The organism is Devosia sp. (assembly GCF_030689745.1).
GTDB classification, from domain to species: domain Bacteria; phylum Pseudomonadota; class Alphaproteobacteria; order Rhizobiales; family Devosiaceae; genus Devosia; species Devosia alba.
On sequence record NZ_JAUYGL010000193.1, the window covers coordinates 1 to 3,248 of the forward strand.

The 3,248-nt window shown below is 65.5% G+C and carries 3 protein-coding genes and 1 pseudogene; all 4 read left to right on the top strand.

Translation table 11 applies throughout. The annotated features are described in order from the left end of the window. Positions 1-8 precede the first annotated feature (8 nt). On the top strand, positions 9-1,184 hold the full coding sequence (locus Q8O80_RS16865; protein ID WP_305581367.1) for an ABC transporter permease: 1,176 nt from the start codon (positions 9-11) through the stop codon (positions 1,182-1,184). Continuing rightward, complete coding sequence (locus tag Q8O80_RS16870) at positions 1,181-2,116, top strand: ABC transporter ATP-binding protein (protein ID WP_305581363.1); 936 nt, start codon at positions 1,181-1,183, stop codon at positions 2,114-2,116. Before Q8O80_RS16865 ends, Q8O80_RS16870 begins: the two co-directional genes overlap by 4 nt. Next, entirely contained in the window at positions 2,113-2,865 is a 753-nt protein-coding gene (locus tag Q8O80_RS16875) for an ABC transporter permease (protein ID WP_305581365.1), read from the top strand. Before Q8O80_RS16870 ends, Q8O80_RS16875 begins: the two co-directional genes overlap by 4 nt. Positions 2,866-3,015: 150 nt before the next feature. Then, positions 3,016-3,248 (top strand): annotated as a pseudogene (locus Q8O80_RS16880) (allantoinase); the annotation flags it as partial.

A 3,248-nucleotide genomic window follows, 5' to 3' on the forward strand; every position in this document is an offset into this window, starting at 1 on the left:
ACACCACCATTGCGACTGGCGCCCGACCGACCTGGTTGGCACTCGACAAGCTAGGCGTGCTGATCGCGCTGATTGCTGCGGCAGGTGCCGCGTTGCCCTTCGCCCTGTTCCGCGCCAACCGCAGCGTGCTGGGCGAAACCCAGAGCCTGGCCGAGGCTTTGCCGGGCCAGTTGGGCCTGTTGCTTGCTGCGGTGCTGCTGACCGGATTTGTCGTCGCACTGCTGCGCTTTTCCGCCCGCGCCAAACTGCTTGTCGGCTTTTTCGTGCTGGCGGTGCTGTTCGTGCTGATGGGGCAGTCGGCCGCCTATCTGACGCCGGCGGGCAACAGCTTTGCCCGGGTTTCGCCGGGGGCGGGGTTCTGGCTGCTGGTCTTTGCCTTTGCCCTGCTGGTGACCGATGCGCTGACCCGCCTGCGCTTCAGTCCGTTCATCCGGATTGCCCTGCTGCTGGCGGTGGCGGCAGCCATGGCGCTGCTGCTGTGGAGCGGCGGCTGGGACCAGCTCTCCATGCTCAAGGAATACGCCAATCGCGCGCCCGCCTTCTGGGCCGAAGCGCGCACCCATCTGGTGCTGGCCTTTGGTTCGGTGGCCATCGCCACGCTGGTCGGCCTGCCACTGGGCATCCTCTGCTACAAGGTCAAACCCTTGCGGGCAGGGGTGCTCAACGTGCTCAATATCGTCCAGACCATTCCCTCCATCGCTCTGTTCGGCCTGCTGATTGCGCCGCTGGCCTGGATCGCCGCCAATGTGCCGGGCGCCTCGGCCATCGGCATTTCCGGCATTGGCACCGCGCCGGCACTGGTGGCCCTGTTCGCCTATTCGCTGCTGCCCATTGTCTCCAATACCGTGGTGGGGCTGGACAATGTCTCGCCCGCCGCCATCGATGCGGCCAAGGGCATGGGCATGACCGGCCGGCAGCGCCTGGTTGATATCGAACTGCCGCTGGGCTTTCCGGTGATCCTGACCGGCATCCGCATCGTGCTGGTGCAGAATATCGGCCTGACCACCATCGCCGCGCTGATCGGCGGCGGCGGCTTCGGGGTCTTCGTGTTTCAGGGCATTGGCCAGACCGCCATGGATCTGGTGCTGCTCGGCGCCGTGCCGACCGTGGCCCTGGCCTTCGCCGCCGCCGTCGTGCTCGACGCGCTGGTGGAATTGACATCGCGCGGGGGGCAGCAGGCATGATCGAGATCGACGACCTGAGCAAGGTCTATGGTGGCCAGGCCGTGGTGGACCATGTGACGCTGACCATCCAGCCGCACACCATCTGCGTCATCGTCGGCACCTCCGGCTCGGGCAAGACGACCTTGCTGCGCATGATCAACAAGCTGGTGACGCCGACCTCGGGCACGCTGCGCATCGACGGTCAGGATATTGCCGGCATCCCCGCCTATGAACTGCGCCGCCGCATCGGCTACGCCATTCAGGGCCATGGGCTGTTTCCGCACCGCACCGTGGGTCAGAACATTGCCACCGTGCCGAAGCTGCTCAATTGGGACAAGCCGCGGATCGCCAGCCGGGTCGACGAACTGATGGCGCTGTTTCAGCTCGACCCGGCCGAATTCCGTGATCGTCTGCCCCATGAACTCAGCGGTGGCCAGCAGCAGCGCGTCGGCGTGGCGCGGGCGCTGGCTGCCGAACCCAATGTCCTGCTGATGGATGAGCCCTATGGCGCGCTCGATCCGGTGATCCGGGCCAAGGCGCAGCAGGATCTGCTCAACATCCAGCGCCGGTTTGGCACCACCATTGTGCTGGTGACCCATGACATGGAGGAAGCCATCCATCTCGGCCACACCATAGCGGTGATGGATCAGGGAAAATTGCTGCAGTGCGCCAGCCCGACCGAAATCATTGCCCATCCGGCGACGCCCTTTGTCGCCGAACTGATCGGCACCAGCGAGCGGCCCTTCCGGCTGCTCTCGCTGTCCAGGGTTGCCGACCACATCGAGGCCGGCGAGGCATCCGGCGATCCCGTCCCGGCAGAGGCCTCGTTGCGCGATGCCTATGCCGAACTATTGTGGTCGGGGCGGCCCGCCCTGCCGGTGCAACGCGACGGCCAGATTGTTGGTCGGGTGACGCTGGCCGCGCTGTCGCGTCTGGCGGCGCAGCCGCAATGACGGCGGGCAATCTCATTCGTCTCCTGGCCCTGGTATTGCTCGGCCTGTTACTGGCCAGGCCGGATCTGTTCTCGGGCTTTTTCGGCCTGTTCACCAAATCCAGCCAACCCGCCATCTACAATCAGGGCAACCTGTTCGACATCACGCTCAATCACCTGGCCATTGTCGCCGCCGCAACCGCTGCCGCAACATTCATCGCCGTGGGCCTCGCCATTATCGTCACCCGTCCCTTTGGCGCCGAATTCCTGCCCCTCTCGCGCAGCCTGGCCAATATCGGCCAGACCTTTCCACCTGTCGCCGTGCTGGCGCTGGCGGTGCCCATGCTCGGCTTTGGTACGGCGCCCACCCTGGTGGCGCTGTTTCTCTATGGCCTGCTGCCCATTTTCGAGAACACCCTGACCGGGCTGACCAATCTGCCATTGGCCGTCACCGACGCGGCCAAGGGCATGGGCATGACCGGCTGGCAGCGCCTGCTCAAGGTCGAACTGCCGCTGGCGCTGCCGGTCATCCTGGCCGGCATCAGGCTCTCGGTGGTCATCTCGCTGGCCACCGCCACTATCGGCTCCACCGTCGCGGCGCGCACTTTGGGTGAGGTCATCATTGCCGGCCTGCTCTCGGACAATACCGCCTTTGTGCTGCAGGGCGGGTTGATCGTCGGCGTGCTCGCCGTGCTGATCTATGACGCTCTGTCGGCGCTGGAGCGGTTCTTGATGATGCGCACCGGCCAATCGGGGAGGGCGGCGGCGTGACCAGGGATCGGGCCGTGCAGTCGTCTCCCTCCCCCTTGTGGGGAGGGATCAAGGGTGGGGCTATGCAACAACCGCCGCGCTTTGCCCCCATCCTCGCGCTCTCCCAGCAAAGGGGAGCCAGGTCCACCCCCAGCCCTTGGAGGCAGTGACATGTCCGATTTCGATCTCACGCTGGCCGGCACCGTCGTGCTCCCCGATCTCATCATCGAGAATGGCTATGTGGCCGTGCGCCAGGGCAAGATCGTCCATGTTGGCGAGGGCAGGGCGCCCTCGGCCCATGAGCGTCACGAGCTGGGCAACGCACTGATCCTGCCCGGCGCCATAGATGCGCAGGTGCATTCGCTCAGCCAGAAAGACCAGGAGGATTTCATCTGGTCGACCCG